The organism is Acidobacteriota bacterium, from assembly GCA_018001935.1.
Classification (GTDB): domain Bacteria; phylum Acidobacteriota; class JAAYUB01; order JAAYUB01; family JAAYUB01; genus JAGNHB01.
The window spans coordinates 45555-64801 of sequence record JAGNHB010000027.1; the positions used below are offsets into that span (position 1 = coordinate 45555).

General features: G+C 65.3%; 11 protein-coding genes. 7 read left to right on the forward strand and 4 right to left on the reverse strand.

Annotated features, from left to right (window positions below; genetic code table 11):
* Window positions 1–16: 16 nt before the first annotated feature.
* Window positions 17–2200, reverse strand: a complete 2184-nt coding sequence (locus KA419_11670; protein ID MBP7866598.1) for a hypothetical protein — start codon at window positions 2198–2200, stop codon at window positions 17–19.
* A 600-nt stretch (window positions 2201–2800) separates the two neighbouring features.
* Between KA419_11670 and KA419_11675 the strand changes: the two genes are divergently transcribed.
* The 5 genes from KA419_11675 (at window position 2801) to KA419_11695 (ending at window position 10451) form a co-directional block, all read left to right on the forward strand.
* Entirely contained in the window at window positions 2801–5392 is a 2592-nt protein-coding gene (locus KA419_11675) for a sodium-translocating pyrophosphatase (GenBank protein MBP7866599.1), read from the forward strand.
* A 71-nt stretch (window positions 5393–5463) separates the two neighbouring features.
* Window positions 5464–5763 (forward strand): hypothetical protein, encoded by a 300-nt coding sequence (locus KA419_11680; protein MBP7866600.1) that lies wholly within the window; start codon window positions 5464–5466, stop codon window positions 5761–5763.
* Between the two features lie 138 nt (window positions 5764–5901).
* Window positions 5902–6804 carry a phosphate butyryltransferase gene (locus KA419_11685; protein ID MBP7866601.1) on the forward strand — a complete coding sequence of 301 codons (903 nt, stop codon included), beginning with the start codon at window positions 5902–5904 and terminating at the stop codon, window positions 6802–6804.
* A 231-nt stretch (window positions 6805–7035) separates the two neighbouring features.
* Window positions 7036–8751: a M2 family metallopeptidase gene (locus tag KA419_11690; GenBank protein ID MBP7866602.1), complete on the forward strand. Its 1716-nt coding sequence runs from the start codon at window positions 7036–7038 to the stop codon at window positions 8749–8751.
* 23 nt (window positions 8752–8774) lie between these two features.
* Entirely contained in the window at window positions 8775–10451 is a 1677-nt protein-coding gene (locus KA419_11695; GenBank protein MBP7866603.1) for a hypothetical protein, read from the forward strand.
* 110 nt (window positions 10452–10561) lie between these two features.
* Here KA419_11695 and KA419_11700 read toward each other — a convergent pair whose 3' ends face one another.
* A complete protein-coding gene (locus KA419_11700) occupies window positions 10562–13270 on the reverse strand; it encodes a GAF domain-containing protein (GenBank protein ID MBP7866604.1) in 2709 nt (902 codons plus the stop codon).
* 291 nt (window positions 13271–13561) lie between these two features.
* Here KA419_11700 and KA419_11705 point away from each other — a divergent pair, with 291 nt between their 5' ends.
* Window positions 13562–14542, forward strand: coding sequence for a hypothetical protein (locus tag KA419_11705; protein ID MBP7866605.1), 981 nt, complete (start codon window positions 13562–13564; stop codon window positions 14540–14542).
* 8 nt (window positions 14543–14550) lie between these two features.
* Here KA419_11705 and KA419_11710 read toward each other — a convergent pair whose 3' ends face one another.
* On the reverse strand, window positions 14551–15348 hold the full coding sequence (locus KA419_11710) for a hypothetical protein (GenBank protein ID MBP7866606.1): 798 nt from the start codon (window positions 15346–15348) through the stop codon (window positions 14551–14553).
* 190 nt (window positions 15349–15538) lie between these two features.
* Entirely contained in the window at window positions 15539–17227 is a 1689-nt protein-coding gene (locus tag KA419_11715; GenBank protein MBP7866607.1) for a S9 family peptidase, read from the reverse strand.
* Between the two features lie 1019 nt (window positions 17228–18246).
* On the opposite strand from KA419_11715, the gene KA419_11720 reads away from it, so the two are divergent.
* The coding region (locus tag KA419_11720) for a hypothetical protein (protein MBP7866608.1) at window positions 18247–19247 on the forward strand (1001 nt) is incomplete at its 3' end.

The window sequence follows — 19247 nt, forward strand, 5'->3', positions numbered from 1 at the left end:
TGTCTCCTTCACGGTGCTACTGCGTCAGGTCCATCGGGGTGACGCACATCAGGACCAGGTCCACGGCGTTCTCGACGCCGTCGCCGTTCAGGTCCGCGGCACCGAAACCGCCGGGAACCGTGTGACGGCGTTCCGCCAGGAGGTCCCCGAAATCCACCAGATCGATCACGTCGAAGAGGTCATCCAGGTTCAGGTCCAGGACGATCTTCCGGAAGAAGACCCCCCCGCCGTCCGTCGACGCGAAAGCCCAGGCCGGGCTGGCAGGGTGATAGAGGACCTCGAGGATGTCCTTGTCCCAGATCCCCGTGCTGGACAGGAACCAGGTCCCGCCGCCGTCGGTGCTCCGATAAACCCCCTCCCCCGGCACCCCGGCCAGCATCTGGTTCGTCCAGAAGGGGTGAACGGCGATGCCGGCCACCGTTTTCCCGTTGAAACCCCAGGAAGACCAGGATGCCCCTCCATCCGTCGTACGGAAAAGCCCATGCCCGTCGGTCCCCGCGTAAACCACCTGGCCGCCGCCGGGCTTGACGGCCACCGCCAGGACATCGATGCCCTGGAGGCCCCGGAGGTTGGTTGGCCAGCTCGCCCCCCGGTCCTGAGACCCGTAGACGCCATAGCTCGGGTAGGAGGCGGAGGACCCCACGAAGACGTTCCCCGGATGGACGGGGCTGACGGCCAGGTCGTTGCCCCAGCAGTTGAGGGATCGCTGGGCCCAGGTCTGCCCCTTGTCCTCGCTCGTGAAGAAACTGGGGCCGTTGAAGATCTGGCCGCCCGCGGCATAGACCATGTCCGGGTCACCGGGAGCGAAGGCCACCGTCCACACGTTGACGCTCTGGTCGGGCAACGGGGCCGGTTCCCAGGAGATGCCGCCGTTCGGGCTCCTGACGAGTTGGAGGTTTCTCGCCGCCGCGTAGAGGACGGGTGAGGCGCTGCCGGGCTCGACGGCGAGGTCGTAAATCTTGTTCCCGAGCAACAGGTCGTTCGCGCCGAAATTCATCAGGCCCCAGGTCCACCCCAGGCTCAGGCTCCCGAAACACTCCCCGTAATCGGTACCGGCGTACAAGCGCTTGAGGCCCGCGTCCGACGCCGCCAGGCCCCGGACGGACCGGTTGCTCAACCCCCGGGGCTCCCATTTCCAGTGGAGCCCGCCATCGGTGGAGCGGAGGATCGACCCGTCGTAAGTCCCTGCGTAGACCCCCGGAAGAGGGTGGGTGGAGGGAACGACGACCAGGGAGGAGACCCCCACGTCCTCCCCAAAATCCTTGCCGCAGGGGGTCCAGGTGTTCCCGCGGTCGGTGCTCTTGTAGACCGCGCTGGCCCCGTCGTGCGCCCGGGTCCCCGCGTACACCACGTTCCCGTCCTCGGGATCCTTCGCGAGGCATTCCACGCTGGCGAGGGAAAAGACCTTGTTCCAATGGTCTCCACCGTCCACGGTCTTGTAGATCGCCATGCCCGGCCCCGGGTTGGTCCCCGTGGTGGTCTCCGCGTAAGCCGCCAGGACGTGGTACTGTTCGGCCTGCGGGAGGGGATCCAGGATCGCGAGCGCGGAAACCCTTCCGTCCCCCGCCCCGTCGCGGACCTTCGTCCAGGTCCCGCCGCTGTTGTAGGTGACATGGATGCTCCCCTGGTAGTGCCCGACGAAGAGAGACGTCGGGAACTGGGAACTGACCTCCAGGCTGTGGATTGGATTTCCCGGAAGCGTGCCGGTGCAGTCAGTCCACGTCGCGCCGCCGTCGGATGTTTTCCAGACTTTCCCGGCCGTCGTGCAGGCATAGAGGATCGAATCGGGGGCACCGACCGCGATGGCCGACTCCACGCGCATGAAATAGGCCAGTTCCGGGGTCTGGGAGGACCAGGTCTGCCCGCGGTCGAGGCTCCGGAAGAGGTAGGACGTGGTTGCCGCCCACAAGATCTGCTGCCCGTCGCCCACTGCCGCCGCGACATCGATGACGTTCGGGTTGGACAGGCTGTCCCGCCACGTCTGCCACACGATGTTTCCGGAGCCGTCCTTGGTGGCGGACAGGCACCCCCCATCCTGGTACTGTCCGGCGAAAAGCCCATCGTAGCCGTTGGGCGCCACGGCCAGCCGGGTGGTGGTCCCCGGGTTCGGTCCGTGGTTTTGCCAGACCCCGACCTGGGCAAGTGCAAATGTCCCGCAAAACGACAGGAGAAGAAGGGCCGGACGGAATTTCCTAACCATGAGTGTCACCTCTTTGGACAGCATTGGAGAACCTCCCCGCGCGGTCGTGAGCGATCGGGAGACCGCCGGGCCCGGGCCGGCGAGGCCGCGAAGGGAAAGCGAGAAGAGAGATCAAGGTAGCGATCACAGGGCATGAAGGTAATGTACGCGGAAATCCGCTCATGTCAAGCTCTTTCCAGATCCTGCACGAAAGCGGGGCCTCCCGGGGCACTCGCGAAACCGACGCTGCGTTCGATCCACCCCTTCCCGGTTTCCCGTGCCGTCCCTGGCCTGTCTGCATCCTCCATCTGTTTTCGGTTTCCTTTGTCCTTTGAGCCCCTGAAAAAGAGGTTGCGATCCGATGGCCTTTTTAATAGAATAGGGCGTCTTCGTGAAGCCTTGTCGGGAGTCCCGCACCCCAGAAAGTCCCTCGGCGGGAACGCAGAGATCTACAAAATCCACATAGGAGACGTCATGAAGAAACAGTTCTTCCGCCTCATGAGAAACCGCAGGAACCGGCAGTGGTACCTGGGCGCCCTTCTGTGCTTTTTCGTCGCCATGTACTGTTTCCACCCCGGTTTCTCGCAAACCACGCCCCCCACGTCGACGCCCGCGGAGACCGTGACGGCCGCTCCCGAACCGGCAACCGGGACCGCCGTCCCCGCGGCCGAGACCGGGACCGCCCCCTGTTGCCAGGGAGGGGCGACCCCGCCCGCCACCACCGCCACGTCCGCGGGAACACCGCACGAAGCCGAGCCTTTCAAGCCGTTCCGGCTCTTCACGGACCCCAAGTACTCTTCACTGGAGCGGATCTGCCTGCTGTCGGTCCTGGCGATCGCGATCCTGGGCCTGCTCTACGCCCTGATGCTCGTCGGCCAGGTCTACCGTGCCGACACGGGGACCAAGAAGATGCAGGACATCGCCGCGGCCGTCCGGGAAGGCGCCAACGCCTACCTGTACGCCCAGTTCAAGAAGATCGGCCCCCTGATCATCGTGATCACCCTGCTTTTGTTCTTCACCTTCACGGGCCATGAGCAGGCTTTCCGCTGGGGCCGCGCCGTCGCCTTCCTCATGGGCGCCCTCTTCAGCTGGTGCGTGGGCTTCGTCGGGATGCGCCTGGCGACCCAGGGGAACCTGCGCGTGGCGGCTGCCGCCCGGCACTCCTACGGCGAGGCGCTGCAACTCGGTTACCGCACCGGCACCATCACCGGCATGCTGACGGACGGGCTCGGCCTGCTCGGCGGCACCCTGATCTTCCTGGTGTTCGGCGCCCAGGCCTACGAGGCCCTGCTGGGCTTCGGCTTCGGCGGCACGCTGCTGGCGCTGTTCATGCGCGTGGGCGGCGGCATCTACACCAAGGCCGCCGACGTCGGCGCCGACCTGGTGGGCAAGATCGAGAAGGACATCCCCGAGGACGACCCGCGCAACGCCGCCACCATCGCCGACAACGTGGGCGACAACGTGGGCGATTGCGCCGGGATGGCCGCGGACATCTTCGAGAGCTACGAGGTCACCATCGTGGCCGCCATGATCCTCGGCATGGCCTCCTTCGGCCACAAGGGGGTCATCTTCCCGCTGCTGGTGCGCGGCATCGGCGTGCTGGGGTCCATCATCAGCACCTACACCGTCAAGGCCGGTGCCAAGGACACCTCGGACACGGCCCTCAAGAGCGTTCACCGCGGCTTCTGGATCGGGTCCGCCATCAGCGTCCTGGGCTTCGTCGTTCTCGGCTGGAAATACCTGGTCTTCGACGCCGCCTACGTCAAGGAGAACGCCATGTCCGCCGCCGGGTTCCCCGGCTGGGTGGTCGGTGGCGTCCCGATCTCCGACCATCTGAGCGGCGTCTGGTACAACCTCGGCGTCCCCGGCGTGGACTGGCGCCCCGCCATCACCTGCTTCATCGGCGTCATCCTGGCCATCGCGCTCAACAAGGTCACCAGCTACTACACCCACACCAGCCACCCCCCCGTCAAGAGCCTGGCCAAGTCCTGCCGCACGGGGCACGCCACCAACATCATCCAGGGCTTCGCCGTGGGTTACGAGAGCACCGTGGTGGCCATCGCCGTCATCGCCGTGGCCGTGTTCCTGTCCGTCCTCTGCTACGCCGGCACGGGCCCCATCTTCGTGGCCTACGGCGTGGCCATGACCGGCATCGGCATGCTGACGCTCACCGGCAACACCATCTCCATGGACGTCTTCGGCCCGGTGGCCGACAACGCCAACGGCATCGGCGAGATGGGCTACGACAAGGCGGAAATGGACGCCAAGGAGCCCGGGTCCTACAAGCGGGCGAGGCAGGTCCTGGCCGATCTCGACGCCGTGGGGAACACCACGAAGGCGGAGACCAAGGGCATCGCCATCGGCTCCGCCGTCATCGCCGCCGTCTCCCTTTTCTCCAGCTTCATCGCGGTCATCGCGGTCGGCAGCGAGGAGAAGATCACGGAGATGACCATGTCCCAGTACAACAACGTGGCGGGCCTCCTCTCCGTCGCTTCGCCCAAGATCTTCATCGGCCTCCTCATCGGCGGGGCCGTTCCCTTCCTCTTCTCCAGCATGCTCATCCGCGCCGTGGGGCGCGCGGCTTACTACATCGTCCAGGAGTGCCGCGTCCAGTTCCGCGACCCCGAGATCTGGCAGGGCAGCAAGAAACCCGACTACGGGAAGGTGGTGAACATCTGCACCCTGACCGCCCAGAAGGAACTGGTGGGCCCCGGCCTCCTGGCCATCGTGGTCCCGCTCCTGGTCGGCTTCCTCCTCGGCCCCTTCGCCCTCGGCGGCTTCCTGGCGGGCATGATCCTGTCGGGCCAGCTCCTGGCGGTCTTCATGGCCAACGCGGGCGGCGCGTGGGACAACGCCAAGAAGATGATCGAGGACGGCATCTACGGCGGCAAGGGCTCCGAGGCCCACAAGGCGGCCGTCACCGGCGACACCGTGGGCGACCCGCTCAAGGACACCGCCGGCCCGGCCATCAACCCCCTCATCAAGGTCATGAACATGGTCAGCCTCCTGACCCTCGGCCTGGTGCTCCAGTTCAACATCTCCGGCGACAACGACATCCTCTCCCAGCTGATCCCCGGCTTCAAGGCCGGCGCCCCCATCGTGGGCATCATGGTGGCCGCCATCGGCATCGTCCTGGTGGCGTGGGCCGTCTACCAGAGCAAGCGCGAGAGCGGGGAGTTCGAGGAATCCGAGCCGGAAGCGCCCCAGAAGTGACCAATTCCGGGGGGCGGCGTTTGCCGCCCCCCGGGTTTAATCCTCTGAGATCTTGCAGGTAGCCGTCTCCCATGAAACAGACGCTGAAAGTACTCAACCAGATGGTCCAGGACGGCATCGTTGAAGCGTATGCCGTCGGCGGGGCCATGGCGGCGCTGTTTCACGTGGAGACGATTCTGACTTACGATCTGGACGTTTTTACCTTGCTTCCCTCTTCCGGCCTGACCGTCACTTTGACACCTCTCTATGATTACCTGCGGGAAAAAGGTTACCAGGAAGAGGGCGAGTGCGTTTCCATCGAGGGTATCCCGGTTCTATTCCTCCCGGCCCCCGACGCCTTGTTGAAATGCAGCGCTTTACGGCTTCACTGACCCATGGCCGCGACCCCCGGGCCCGGATATGGTCCCTGCCTCCCGAGGAAAACGTTCCACGTCAAGGCCTCGAAGACCTGCCTGCACAACTGAGAGTAAACAAATAGTTTTATATCACTCATCAAAGGAGATTCATCCATGCCCATCACCAAACTCGACCAGATCCTGGAGGCGGTCAAGTCCAAGCCGAAAAAGCGCCTGGTGGCCGCCTTCGCCAACGACGTCCACACCGTGGAGGCCGTCCACGAAGCCATCAAGCTGGGAATCGTGGACGCCACCCTCGTCGGCGACGAGGCCACCATCCTCAAGAACTGCGCCGCCCACGGCATCGACCCCGGCCAGTTCAAGATCGTCCAGGAAGCCGACGAGATGAAGGCCGCCAACCTGGCGGTCAGCCTCATCAACCAGGGCGAGGGGAACCTCCTGATGAAGGGGCTCGTCAGTTCCGACAAGTACATGAAGGCCATCCTGAACAAGGAAGGGGGCCTGATGGACAAGGATGCCGTCCTGACCCACGTGACGGTGATCGAACTGCCCACCTACCCCAAGCTCCTCACCGTCGGGGACGTGGCCATCCTGCCGGCGCCGGACCTCAAGCAGAAGACCGTCATCCTCAACTGCCTCATCAAGACGGCCCAGAAGCTGGACATCCCCTGCCCGAAGGTGGCCGTCATCGCCGCCACCGAGCAAATGTCCGCCGGGATGCAGGCCTGCGTGGACGCCGCCATCCTGTCCAAAATGGCCGAGCGCGGCCAGATCAAGGGCGCCCTGGTGGACGGCCCCCTGGCCCTCGACCCCGCCATCGACAAGGAGAGCGCCGAGACCAAGGGCTGCAAGAGCCCCGTGGCCGGCGATGCCGACTGCCTGCTCTTCCCCAACATCGAGTCGGGGAACGTCTTCTACAAGTTCGCCACCAAGCTCGCCCACGGCGAACTGGGGGCCTTCGTGGCCGGCGCCCGGGTGCCCGCGGTCCTCTCGTCCCGCGGCGACAGCGCCAGGACCAAGCTCTACTCCATTGCCCTGGCCGCCCTGACCGCCTGACCCGGGTCTTGAACGACGTTGATCGCGGGGCGGCCCCCCAGCCGCCCCGCGTCTTTTTTCTGCGCCGGCCCCCCCGGCCATCGGCCCTGTCGCTTGCGTATTTCGGGCGCTTTCGGCGTGACATTACCCCTGCCAAGCCATTTTCCCGTTAACATTCGCGTCGCTTCCGCGTAGAATGAGGTTTTGATTTCAGGGACGCACGCTTCAGATCAACACCCAAGGAGATTCAGAATGAAAAGGTTCGTCATCACCTCGTCGCTGGTGCTCGGCGTCACCCTCGCGGGGGTGTCCGGTCTGTTCGCCGGCGAGGCATCCTCCGGAAAGAAGGTGACCATGGAACAGGAATTCCGTCAATTCGTCAAGGACTTCGAGGCTCGCGTGGCCCCGCTTGAGAAGGCGTCCAACCTTGCCAACTTCGACGCGTCCATCTCCGGGAAGAAGGAAGACTACGACAAGGCCGCGGACCTCGAGATCAAGACGAGCGCGGTCTACGCCGACAAGGAGACCTTCCGGAAGCTCGAGGCCTGGAAGAAGTCGAACGCCGTCAAGGACCCCCTCCTCAAACGCCAGCTGGACGTCCTCTTCCTGGCGTTTAAAGCCCGCCAGCTGGACCTGGCCGACATCGAGGCCCTGATCCGCCAGCAGAAGGTCATCGAGGAGAAGTTCAACACCTTCCGGGTCGAGGTGGGCGGCCGGACGATGACGGACAACGCGGTGGAGTCCACCCTCGTCGACTCCACGGACCTGCCGGAACTGCGCGCCGTCTGGGAGGGTTCCAAGAAGATCGGCGCCCTGGTGGCGGCGGACGTGGTGAAACTGGCCAAGCTCCGCAACGAGACGGCCCGCAAGCTGGGCTTCGGCAATTTCCACGAGATGCAGCTCATCCTCGGCGAGCAGGACCCCAGGGAGATCGCCGCCCTCTTCGACGAACTGGACGCCCTGACCCGCGACACCTTCACCGCCGTCAAGAAGGATCTGGACGCCAGGCTGGCCGTCCGTCTCGGCATCGATACCGCCGAACTGATGCCCTGGCACTACCAGAACCGGTTCTTCCAGGAGGCGCCCAAGGTCTACGCGGTGGACCTGGACCAGTACTACAAGGGCAAGGACGTCGTCGACCTGAACCGGCGGTACTTCGCCGGGATCGGCCTGCCCCTGGACGACATCCTCTCGCGAAGCGACCTCTACGAGAAGGACGGGAAATACCAGCACGCCTACTGCACCGACATCGACCGGAGCGGCGACGTGCGGATCGTGTGCAACGTGAAGGACAATTTCAGCTGGATGGGGACGATGCTCCACGAGTCCGGTCACGCCGTCTACGACAAGTTCATCGACCCGGGTCTTCCCTGGGTGTTGCGGACGCCCGCCCACACCTTCACCACCGAGGCCGTGGCCATGTTCTTCGGGCGCCTGGCCGCCAACCCGGCCTGGCTGCAGACCATGGCGGGGATTTCCCCCGACGAGCGCGAGCGGATCGTCGGAGACTGCTTCAAGTCCCTGCGCCTCCAGCAACTGGTGTTCAGCCGGTGGGCCCAGGTCATGTACCGTTTCGAAAAAGCCCTTTACGAGAACCCGGACCAGGACCTGGACGCCCTCTGGTGGGCCCTGGTGGAAAAATACCAGATGATCCGCAAGCCCGCGGGGCGCAAAGCGCCCGACTGGGCGTCCAAGATCCACATCGCCACGGTGCCGGCCTACTACCACAACTACCAACTGGGAGAGCTGCTCGCCTCGCAGTTCCTCAACCACGCCGCCCGGAAGATCAGCAAATCGAATGACCTGAATTCGCAGGCCTTCGTCGGGGACAAGGCCCTGGGCCGGTTTTTCATGGACAGCGTCTTCAAGCCGGGGGCCCGGTACGAGTGGAACGAGATGATCCGTCGCGCCACCGGGGAAAAACTCAGCGCCAGGTACTTCGCCCGGCAATTCGTCGACGCGAAGTGACAGGCGTCGAGCAGGAGGGTCCCATGACGCGCATCATCCGGGCCGGCCTCACCGTCTACGCCGTTTGGGTGTCCCTCGCATCTTCCGGGGCGGTCCGGGCATCCGGGGATCCCCCTCTGCCGAAGACCCGGGCTGAGCTCACCGACTACGGCGAAACCAGCTCCTTCCAGGACGTCGTGGATTTCATCCGGACCCTCCAGCAGGCCAGCCCCCACCTCCGGGTCGAGACACTCCTCCGCACCCTGGAGGGCCGGGAGGTTCCCCTGGTGGTGGCGGGAGACCCCCTGCCCTCCTCCCCCGTGGAAGCCCTCCGGGACGGTCGCCCCGTCCTCTACCTCCAGGCCAACATCCACGCCGGCGAAGTGGAAGGCAAGGAAGCCCTGCAGGTCTTCCTGCGGGAACTCGTGGCGGGCAGGCACCGGGACTGGCTCCGAAGGGGCATCTTCCTGGTCGTGCCCATTTTCAACGCCGACGGGAACGAGCCGGTCTCACCCGCCAACCGGAACTACATGCCCAACCCGGCCAAGGGGGTCGGGCAACGGGCCACCATCGCCAACCTCGACATCAACCGCGATTACGTCAAGACCGAGACCCGGGAGGTCCGGGCCGTGCTGGAGAAGGTCCTCCTGCGGTGGGACCCCCTCGTCTACCTGGACATCCACACCACCGACGGGTCCTACCACCGGGAAACGGTGACCTACACCTCCCCCATGGGCCCCAACTGGGACCCCGCCCTGAGCCGCTTCCTCTGGGACAGGCTCTACCCGGCCGTGGACCGGGCCCTCCGCGCCCAGGGGATCGCCTCCCTTCCCTATGGCGATTTCAAGGACGACCTCAAGCCCGAGTCGGGGTGGGTCAGCTTCCCGTCCTCCCCGCGGGTGGGCGTGGACTACGTGGCTCTCCGGAACCGGTTTGCCAGCCTCCTCGAAATGTACGCCTACATCCCCTTCTCCACCCGGGTCACCCACTGCACGGCCTTTGTCGATACCTGGATCGGGTTCGTCCTGGACCATGCCCCCGAGATGTCCGTGATCGCCCGGGACGCCGACCAGCGGGCCGCCGCCGTGGCGTCCCTCCCCGCGGCCGAGCGCCCGAAGCTGTCTTTGAAAGTGGACACTCAATCGCTCGACAAGCCGCTGACCGTTGAAACCTATGAAGTTGAGCCCTTCACAAGCCCCTTGGGCTACCCCCGGTTCAAACCGGTCCTGGACAAGCCGAAAACAGTGAGTGTCCCTCATTTTCGCCGCTTCGTATCCCTGCACGACACCACCCTGCCGGCTGCCTACGCCCTCGCCCCCGGGTGCGTCCCCGCCGTCCGCCAACTTCTGCGCCACGGGATCGCCGTGAGCCGAGTGGTCCGGAAAAGCCGGGTTGAGGCGGAGCATTTCGAGCCGTCGTCGATCGCCCTCGACACGTGGCTTTCCGAGGGGCACGTCCGGGTGAGCCTGTCCGGGCTTTGGACACCCGCGGCCGTGGACCTTGAACCCGGCTGGTTCGTGGTCCGAACCGCCCAGCCCCTTTCCATGCTGGCAACGCTTCTGCTGGAGCCCGAACACCCTGACAGCCTGGTGTCCTGGAACTTTTTCGACAGCCATCTGACCCAGCAGTGGACCCGGAAGCTCCGGCCGCTACCCTATGTCCGGATCAATGAGCTCGGCCCCCTCGTCACACAGACGATCACCTCCGCGGACCTCGACTGAGGCCGATCCCTTCGTCTCCTCGCCCTCCGCCCCGGTACCCGTTGTCTCGGGTCGGCCGGGGTGAACCCGCAACATTCGGGGACTCCTTTCCGTCTCCCGCGGACAGACGTCTATTTCGGGGGCGCGGTGACCTTGTCGGGCGGTTTCTTCGCCCTTTCGCCGGAGAGAAGGCGGTCGAGAGTCGCCTTGAGGCTGCGGATCTGGTAAGGTTTCTTCACGAACCCGAGGTGGGCCTGCCCCCCGAAACCCTGGACGGTGTCTTTCTCCTCCCCGTCACTGGACAGGATGATCCGCACGTCCGGCTGATGTTCACGCATCCGGGCAACGACCAGGAGGCTGCTGGCCCGGGGCGTCGTGAAATCGAGGATCACGGCGTCGATCCCGGAACGGCGGCTTTTGAAGATCTCGATCGCCTCCTGGGGTGAGGACGCGATGATGACGGCGTAGCCGAGGTACTCGAGGATCCGTTTGCAGACCTCACGGACCATCTTCTCGCTCTCCACCACCAGGATGGTCCCCTGTGCCGTACCCTCGCGTGCGGTGGCCTCCTGACCGGTCCCGTCAACCGGGGCGGTATCGTGAACCGCCGCCTGGACCGGGGGGAACAGGACCGTCACGGTCGTCCCCCGGCCGGGTTCGCTGTCCACCATGATGGCGCCCATGTGGCTGCGAACGATCCCCATCACCGCGGGAAGTCCCAGCCCCCGGCCCATGAGCCGGGTGGAAAAGAAGGGCTCGAAGAGGTGTTGCCGGGTCTCCGCGTTCATCCCGCACCCCGTGTCGGAGACCTCGAGGACGACGTAGACGCCTGCGGGGGGCTTCTCCTCCAGACGGCTCCATTTCAGGTAGGTGTCGTCGCACTCCCGCAGTCCCGTCTTCAGCGTGATCTCCCCGTCGTCCTCGCCGATGGCCTCGGCGGCGTTGGTGAGGAGGTTGATCACGACCTGTTCCATCTGGAGAGGGTCCGCCTCGATGGGGGGGACCCGGCTGTCCAGCAGCAGGGAGAGTCGTACGTGGCGATCGACGGATGCCCGGAGCAGGTCTGACTTTTCCTTGAACAATTCACCCAGGTTGACCGGTTGGAGGACAAATCGCCCCCTGCCGGCGTAGGCGAGCATCTGCCGGGTGAGAGAAGCCGCCCGTTGGGTTGCGTCCAGGGCCTGCCGGATGTTGTTGAACGCCCGGGAATCCCTGCCGAGGTCCAGCATGGCCAGTTCGAGGTTGCCGGTCACGGCCATCATGAGGTTGTTGAAGTCGTGGGCCACGCCTCCCGCGAGGATGCCGAGGCTCTCCATCTTCTGGGCCAGGAGGAATTTCCTCTCCAGTTCGAGGCGTTTGTGCTCGGCCACACGCCGTTCGGTGATGTCCTGGAAGAGGGTGACGAACCGCCCCTGGCGGGGGGAGAAGACCGCCACGGCGAAATGACGGTCCAGCGGGGGGAAATAGGCCTCGAAGTGCGCCGGCTCACCGTTTTCGGCGACCTGGGCATAGATGTCCAGGTAGGGCGGGTTGGTCGTTCGATAGAACTCGGAGGCAAGCCGGCCGACCGCTTCCGGGGCGGTCACCCCGAGGATCGTCTCGAAAGCGGGGTTCACCTCGAGGAACCGGTAGTCGACCGGGGCCCCGGAGCTGTCGCGAACGATCTCGTACTGGCACATCCCCTCACTGAGGGAGGAGTGAAGGGCCCGGTACTTTTCCTCGCTCTCCCGCAGCGCCTCCAGCGTTCGACGGTGCTCGACGATCTTCCAGACGGCGTCCATGAGCAAGGTGAGCTGGCGGGAGTCGGCGGCGTCATAGTCGCTCGCCTTGTTGGCGACCCCCACAACGGCCACGATGGAATCACCGGTCAGGATGGGGACCGTCAGGAATCGTTGAAGTTTGACGTGGCCGTCGGGGTAACCCTTCTTGAGAGGATTGGGCGCGTTGAAATCGTTGACGAGTATCGGCCGCCGCTGACGGACAGCCTCTCCCCAGATGCCCGTCCGGTCGAGGTCGTGAATGTTCTGGGACAAGGCGACGGAACACTCTTTCATCACGTCCTGCGACCAGGAATTCAGGCTGAAGCGGCGGGCCTCCTCGTCGTAATGGTAGATGTACCCGATCTTGCTGCCCGTGAGGCGGATGGCCTCGTCCAGGGCGAAATCCAGGAGGGCCTGGGTGTTCTCGGCCGGGGAGATAGAGATCTCGTAAAGGCTCTGAAGGCGGGCCTCGGTGAGCCGGAGGTCTGCCTCCGCCTTCCGCCGGTCGAAGTCGGAGATCACCTGGGCCACGTGGTCCGCCACGACGCAGACGAAGTCAACCTCCTCCCGGGCCCAGGCGCGGAGACTGCCCGTTTGCTCGACACACACCACCCCGACGAGGTTCCCGCCCAGGCGGACCGGGGCATCCAGCTTGGAGGCGATGGCGGACGGCACAAGATAGCCGTTGGACAGCTCGCAGGTCCGGGGATCGTTCCGGGAGTCCGCGGCATCGACCCCCCGGCCGCGGCGCAGGGCATCAAAATAGCGGGGAAAGTCGTGGACCGGCAGGATGGCGCCGTCTTCGTGACGCTTGTCCGGGCGTTTGAAAACGTCGGCGCACGTCAGGCGCAAACCCTCGGCGTCAAAGAGCCAGACCCCGGTCCGATCCACTTGCAGGGCCCGGGAAACCTGCTCGGTGATGTAACCGAAAACCCGTTTCCGTTCGGTCCCTCGTCGCGTCTCGCGGGTTGCCAGCCGGAGGATCATCCGGTGAAACCGGCGGGTCAGCTCGGCGAAATGCCGGGCCCTGTTTTCCAAACCCGGCTTATCCGAACCTGCGGAGTGATCGTCCGTGGCCATGACACCTCCGACCCGCCGGGCGGGACCCGATCAGACCAAGACCCGCGCCCACCAGCCTGGAAGGGACGCGAGTGATCCCGGGGGCACTCCCGGGGTCTGCTCCATTCATTCCTACAGTAAGTCAGGAGTGACCATCCGTCAATCTGAATCCACAGGTCCGGTGAACCGATTCTAGCAACGTTTCCCTTTCCCCGGTCCCTTCCCCGGTGCTACAATCGGGGCATGGAATGAAACCCGCACCCGTCACTGGTTGCCGACGCTCGAATCAGTCCCCTTTTTCAGGAGGTAGTGATGAAAACATCGTCCAGGCCGCCGCAAGCCCTCCCATCCATACCCGTTCGGTTTCGTCGGTGCCTGCCGGTGGTGATCCTGTTGTCCACGGCCGCCCTGGCCGAGGCGGCGGGATGGCAGACCGTCACCACCGGCGGAAACACGGTGAACGCCGGCGGGGGGGAGATCTGCATCGACGCCATGAAAAGCGGTACGGCGTACATCTGGCAGCCGAGGCCCTACGGCTTCGACCGGGACTACGTCGTCTCCTTCGACTTCAAGCTGCTGGCGCCGGACGGGCACTGGCTGGTTCTCTACGACGACGGTTTCGTCCACGTCTCCACCGATTGGGGTCCCCAGGTCACCCACTTCCAGTCCGGCCGTCAGTACAACTGCGTCCCGCCCGTCATGAAGCTGGAACTGAACCGGTGGTACCGGTTCCGGGCCGAAGCCCGGCCGCGGCAGAAATCCTTCGACCTCTTCGTGGACGGCCGGCGCGTCAGCGGGGGCGTCAACATCGAGCCCGGCGCCGCGGCTTCCCCGAACGTGCCGAAAGGCAGCCTCGAACTCGGCGACCCGGAACCGACGGCCTACAACAAGGGGAAAGGGTGCTGGCGGAACATCGCCTGGACGGTGACCGGCGGCGGGACCCCTCCCACCGTTCAGCCGCCGCCCGCCGCGGATTCCGGCTCTCTCGAGGGAGAGTGGACACTCACGTGGCGCGGTGCCCTGAACCAGACTCACACCGTGAGGTTTACGCGGAGCGGGAACGGTTTCACCGGGCGCTACACCGACATCCGCGATGCCAGCGTCTTCGCGGGAACGATCTTCGCCGGGCGCGGCGGTCGGGTGGTCTCCATCGTCCAGAGCAATGTCACCGGGAACTCCCGTGATGATTACTTTGCCGTCTACAGCGGGATCCTGCGGGATGGGATCATCGAGGGATCTTTCCACGATGTCCAGGGAAACCGGGCGGATATCCGGTTTGTCCGAAAGCGGTGATCCGGCCGTCAGAGAGAGCGGAGAATGTCCGAGAGCTTCTCCGCTCCGGGAAACAGGGCGGTGGCGGTAAGCCCCAGGACCAGGGCCAGGGCCAGCACCCACGCAAAGGGTTTCCATGTGGCGCGGAAGACCCCGCCGGTCCAGTGTCCGGCGGCGCCTTGGTGCGTCCGTCGGACCAATCCTGAGGCGAGGGCGGCCTGAAGAGCGGCTTCGGACAGAATCACCGGCGCCTGCCAGACCAGAAGGATTGCCGCCCCGAAGATGACGGCCAGCAGGGCAACGAGGAGAAGGAGAACCACCACCTCCTTGTCCAGGTCCCAGGAACCCGATGGACCGGACGTCCCCTTTCCCGTTTTGGAGATCCCTCCAGCTCCGGCAGATCCGCGCATCCCACCCCCGGCGCCGTCCAGGGCTACGGCGGCGCCAGCCCCGTCGAAGCGCCCGCCACCCCCGCGAAACGGGGAGGCATCCCCTGATCCCGCCAGATCCGGCAGCCCGTCTCCCAGGCTGACGCTGCCGTCCCCTGGCCCCGGAGAGGACCCCTCCCCGCGCCCGGGTGTCCCTGCCGGGAGGACCAGGGTCAGCCAGGCCTTCACCAGGAGGAAGAAAGTCAGGTAGGCGGCGCCGACCGCCAGGGGATATCGCACCGCCATGCCATGAACCCCTGCCAGGAGCATCACCTTGCTGAACAGGGGGCCCGACAGGCACACCCCGAAAAGGATCAGCGCCATCTGGGCACGGAGAGACCGGCTCGCCTTGAACCGCTCCACAAACTGCGCTTCGTTTCCCTTGGGTTGGACACCCATGTCCCGCTTCCCCTCTGCTCGTGGGCATTGACGGGTCCAATCGGCCCGGTGAAGCCGCGAGCCCGATCGTATGCTGCGCGCCCCCCCGGGCGTCAGGTTCCGACCTCAAACTCCACGAATGCGGGTCAACCGCTTACCGCGCCCCCCCGAAACCGCCGTGGTCTATCGACGGCGGTCACGCAAGGTCCGCTCACTTCGCGACGTGGTCGCCGATCCAGCCGAGGACAGTTTTCCACCAGAGCCGGGCGTTCTGGGGCTTGGACACAAAGTGGTCCTCGTCGGGGAAGTAAAGCATCTTCGACTCGACCCCCAAGCGTTGGAGGGTCGTGAAAAGCTGGAACCCCTGGCTGACGGGGACCCGGTAATCCAGCTCCGAGTGCACGACCAGCATGGGTGTCCTGAAGTTCGCCGCCAGGTTGCAGGGCGACCACTTCTCGTAGAGCGAACCGGCTTCCCAGGGTTTGCCGCCGAACTCCCACTCGGGGAACCAGACCTCCTCGGTGGCGCCGTACATCCCGCGCTGGTCGAAAACTCCGTCGTGGGAGACCAGGCACTTGTAGCGGTCGGTTTTCCCCGCAATCCAGTTCATCATGAACCCGCCGTAGGAAGCCCCCGCGGCGGCAAGACGGGTTCCGTCCGCAAAGGGGAACCGGGCCAGGAACGCGTCCACGCCCTTCTCCATGTCCTCGTAGGGCGCGCCGCCCCAGTCCCGGCTGACGGCATCCATGAAAGCCTGACCGTAGCCCCGCGAACCGTGGAAGTTGATCATCAGGGGGATGTACCCGGGCGAGGCGAACATCTGGACATTCCACCGGTAGTGAAACTCGTCTCCGAAGGCCCCCTGGGGACCGCCATGGGCCAGGACCACCACAGGGTATCTCTTCGACGGGTCGAATCCGGGGGGCTTGACGAAGAAGGCATGGACGGCCTCCCCCTTCGCGCCCGGGAAGGTGAACTCTTCCAGGACACCCATCTCGATCGAGGCCATGCGGCCCTGGTTGACGTCGGTCAGGCGATCGATGTTCCCGGTGGCCAGGTCGAGGCGCCAGACATCGTCGGGGCGGTCTGCCGCCTGCTGGAGGAAGACCAGGGATTTTCCGTCGGGCGCCACGTTGAGTGATCCGTTGTGGTGCTTGCCATAAACCTTTTTCACCCCTTCCCCGTCGAGGGCGACGGCAAAAAGAGACACCCGGCCCCGGTCGGCGGCAGTCAGGTACACGGTGCGGTTGTCCGGGGCCCAGCGATAGTCGTCCACGGAAAGGTCCCAGGAGGCGGTGAGGCAGCGGCGTTCCCCCGTACCCCGGTCCTGGACCCAGAGATCCACCTTGTCGGCTTCGAAACCGGGGCGTTTCATGGCCAACCATGAGAAGAACCTGCCGTCCGGGCTGTACGAAGGTCCGAAATCGTTGGCCTTGTTCGAAGCCGTGAAGTTCTCCGGAATCCCACCGTCCAATTTGAGGCGGAACACGTCGTTGTTGGTGGACACCGCGGGTTGGGCGTCCGGGTTGAGTACCCAGGTCACTTCCTTCCCATCCGGCGAGATTGAAAAGTCATGGGTTGATCCCAGGTCGAGAGGCGGGCAGTGCACCTTTCCGGGAGTCAGTTCCCGAATCTCTTTCGAAGCCAGGTCATAGCGGAAAACGTGGCTGTACTTGTCGTTTACCCATCGGTTCCACTGGCGGTAGAAGAGCCGGTCAAGGAGTTTGCCGGTGCTCTTGTCCGCGGCCCGTGCTTCGTCCTTCTTGCGATTCTCCGCCTCGGTGGGGGCATCGGGCCAGACTTCCGCCGCGAAAAGGATGAACGAACCGTCCGCGGACCAGGCGAAGCTGTCCACCCCGGAGTAAAGATTGGTGACTTGGACAGCCTCACCGCCGTCCAAGGGAATTTTCCAGATTTGGGAATCCCCGCTTCGTGTGGAAAGGAACACCAGTTCTTTCCCGCCCGCGATCCATCTCGGGTGCCAATCGCGAGCCGGCGAGGTGGTCAGTCGGCGCCGTTCCCCCTTCGTGAGCGAAACGAGCCAGATGTCCGTAGTTGACTTGTTGGCATCGATATCGAATTCCGCCTGGACAACGGCGGCCCATCTCCCGTCGGGCGAAACCTGAAGATCCGACAGACGCTTCATGCCGAAGAGATCTTCGAAGGACAGAGGGTTCTTACCGGCCAAGGCGCTCCCTGCAAGCAGGGTGATCGCGAGTAGAGCGGTCAGGGCGACTCTTTTCATGTTCACCTCCCGAAAAAGGCATTTTACCTCAGATTGTGGTGGTCATGTCGCGTTTCTTCGAGAGTAAGAGTAAGAGGTGGGCACTTGCCAGAGTGTGAGAGTAGTGAGAGTAGGACACTCACACGAAACGGAAGACTGAGTGTCCCTTTCCCGACCCGCCCGCCGGGCCTCCTCACCGTCCCTCGCCTCCCCCCGCGTTACCCACGGGCCGGTGCCCGTCCCACGGAACCAGCCAGTCACGAGGCGGGACCAGGAGCAGGCCAGGCCAGGCGCGTGGTAAAATAGGACACTCAAGCGAAGCGGAAGACTGAGTGTCCCTTTCCCGACCCGCCCGCCGGGCCTCCTAACCGTCCCTCGCCTCCCTCCGCGTCCCCCCCGGGCCGGTGCCCATCCCGCGGAACCTGTCAGCCACGAGGCGGGGCCAGGTGCAGGCCCAGCCAGGCGTCGAAACAGGACACTCAAGCGAAGTGGAAAAGTGAGTGTCCCCCTTCCCGACCTGCCCGCCAAGCCTGCTCGCGGCGCTTCCCATCCGTCTCCCGCCCCGCGGCCCGGTCCCCTCTCCCGGGTCAGCGCGGAGCCTCCCCCCATTTTTTTGCACCGGTTTTGCGAAATAACTTCGGATATTGTTCGGCGAAAACGTTAGTAAGGGTGAAGTCCACTTCCAGGAGGCTGCCATGGCCATCGCGCGCAAGAACATCGTCGCCGACGGCGCCGAGCGGGTCTACCACTGCACCGCCCGCTGCGTCCGCCGCGCCTTCCTCTGCGGGGACGACCCCGACACCGGCAAGAACTTCGACCACCGCAAGGACTGGGTCCGCGACCGCCTCGTCCAGCTCGCCGGCTACTTCGCCGTGGACGTCCTCGCCTACGCCGTCATGGACAACCACCTCCACGACATCCTCCGCACCCGCCCCGACCGGGCCGAGGCCATGACCGACGAGGAGGTGGCCCGGAACTGGGTGCTGAGCTCCCCCTCCCGGAAGACCCCGCCGGACGAGGAGACGCTTCGGGTGCAGGTGAAGCGGATCGTGAAGAAGGCGTCGCGGGTGCGGCAGCTGCGGAAGCGGCTGGCGAAGCTGAGCTGGTTCATGGGGCGGCTGAACGAGTACATCGCGCGGAAGGCGAACGCGGAGGACGGGTGCAAGGGGCGGTTCTGGGAGGGGCGGTACCAGTGCCGGCTGCTGGAGGGGGAGGGGGCGCTGCTGACGTGCATGGCGTACGTGGAGCTGAACCCGGTGCGGGCGGGGCTTTCGCGGACGCCGGAGGAGAGCGCGCACACGTCGGCGTGGGAGCGGCTGGACGCGCTGGCGGCGGAGACGCGGCTGGCGGCGGCGCTGCGGGTGGCGGAAATGGCACGCCCGCCGGGTGCGGCCGGGGCCTCGGCGGAGGTGCTGGCCATGATCGCGAAGGCGACCGGAGCCCCGACGGACCTTCTGACGACCCTCGCGAAAGCGGCGGGAGCCTCACCGGAGGCGCCGGCGACGGCCGGGGAGCGGATGGGGGTCTCGATGGAGACGCTTGTGTTGAGCGGCGAAGGGGCGGGAGTCTCGGCGGAGGTGCCGGCGGCAACCGCGGAAGTGGCGGAAATCTCGCCGGGAGAACTGGCGGCGACGGCGGAAACGGCAAGGAGTTCCTCTGGGTTGCTGACGGCGACCGTGGAACCGTCAGGGGTCCA

Bases quoted from the DNA above. Each gene is read 5' to 3' on its own strand.
- KA419_11670 (MBP7866598.1), bottom strand. From the start codon at position 2,200: ATGGTTAGGAAATTCCGTCCGGCCCTTCTTCTCCTGTCGTTTTGCGGG.
- KA419_11680 (MBP7866600.1), top strand. From the start codon at position 5,464: ATGAAACAGACGCTGAAAGTACTCAACCAGATGGTCCAGGACGGCATC.
- KA419_11685 (MBP7866601.1), top strand. From the start codon at position 5,902: ATGCCCATCACCAAACTCGACCAGATCCTGGAGGCGGTCAAGTCCAAG.
- KA419_11690 (MBP7866602.1), top strand. From the start codon at position 7,036: ATGAAAAGGTTCGTCATCACCTCGTCGCTGGTGCTCGGCGTCACCCTC.
- KA419_11695 (MBP7866603.1), top strand. From the start codon at position 8,775: ATGACGCGCATCATCCGGGCCGGCCTCACCGTCTACGCCGTTTGGGTG.
- KA419_11700 (MBP7866604.1), bottom strand. From the start codon at position 13,270: ATGGCCACGGACGATCACTCCGCAGGTTCGGATAAGCCGGGTTTGGAA.
- KA419_11705 (MBP7866605.1), top strand. From the start codon at position 13,562: ATGAAAACATCGTCCAGGCCGCCGCAAGCCCTCCCATCCATACCCGTT.
- KA419_11710 (MBP7866606.1), bottom strand. From the start codon at position 15,348: ATGGGTGTCCAACCCAAGGGAAACGAAGCGCAGTTTGTGGAGCGGTTC.